1 protein-coding gene and 1 pseudogene are annotated in these 1,167 nt (G+C 62.1%); both read left to right on the forward strand.

The features are described 5' to 3' along the window. Nucleotides 1-116: 116 nt before the first annotated feature. Nucleotides 117-740 carry a hypothetical protein gene (locus AC1DWI_RS23905; RefSeq protein WP_477671359.1) on the forward strand — a complete coding sequence of 208 codons (624 nt, stop codon included), beginning with the start codon at nucleotides 117-119 and terminating at the stop codon, nucleotides 738-740. An 84-nt stretch (nucleotides 741-824) separates the two neighbouring features. After that, nucleotides 825-1,167 (forward strand): annotated as a pseudogene (locus tag AC1DWI_RS23910) (bifunctional aconitate hydratase 2/2-methylisocitrate dehydratase); the annotation flags it as partial.

The raw sequence follows: 1,167 nt of genomic DNA on the forward strand, positions 1-1,167 counted from the left end.
GTTCTGGAGCGCGCGCACCAGACCGGCCGTGTCTTGCCGCACGAGGCGCAGGCATATTTTTCTGTCCCGCTTTACTGATTTCCCCGATTGACTGTTGACCGTTCCAAAGGACCCCCATGAAACATTTCGCTCTCTCTGCCCTGATGCTGGCCGCCCCCGCCCTGTTGCTGGCCCAGACGGCAGCCCCTAAAGCTGCCGCGCCCAAGGCTACCGCCGCAGCTGACCAGCCCGCCCAGGCCGCCAAGCGTGCACCGATCAGGCGCTCTGCCGCCAAGGTGGTGGAAGAAAGGACGCCCATTGACGATGACCTGTCTGTCACCTTGACCCCTGAAGACCTGGAGCTCGCCAAGCGGGTTTACATCGGCACGATTCCCTGCGAACTGGGTGCCTCCGTCACCATCACACCGAACGAAAAACGCCCGGGTTTCTTCCTGGTGCAGACGGGCAAGATGCGCTTTCGCATGCACCCGGTCGGAAGCCGCACCGGTGCCATCCGCCTGGAAGACGGCCGTGCAGGCGCCATGTGGCTCCAGTTGGGCAACAAGTCGATGCTGATGAGCCAGAAAATGGGCCAGCGCCTGGCTGACGAGTGCATGAGCCCGGCGCAGGTGACTTTTGCCGACGACATGAAGAAGAACCCCCCGACCAGCATTCTGGAGGCCTTGCCTGCCAAAGCTGCGCCAGCTCAGGCTGGCACGGGTTCTGCTCAGCCAGAAGCTGCCCCGGCCAAAGCCCCATAAAGCCCGATAAAGCCCAATACAGACACAGACCGCGACCGCACGCGCATCGACCGTGCAAATATTTGAGTACAGGAGAAGAAAACCATGATGCCCGAGTTCATACAAACCTACCGCAACCACGTGGCCGAGCGCGCCGCGCTGGGTATTCCCCCGCTGCCGCTGTCAGCCCAGCAGACCGGTGAGGTCATTGAGCTGCTGAAGAACCCACCCAAGGGCGAAGAGGCCTTTCTGGTGGAGCTGATCACGCACCGCGTGCCGGCCGGGGTTGATGCAGCCGCCAAGGTCAAGGCCAGCTATCTCGCTGCCGTGGCGCACGGTACCGAAAAGTGCTCGCTGATCTCCCGTGAAAAAGCCACACAGCTATTGGGCACCATGCTGGGCGGCTACAACATCAGCCCGATGGTCGAGCTGCTCGACGACGCTGAAG

It is taken from the genome of Polaromonas sp. P3_C2 (assembly GCF_056402675.1).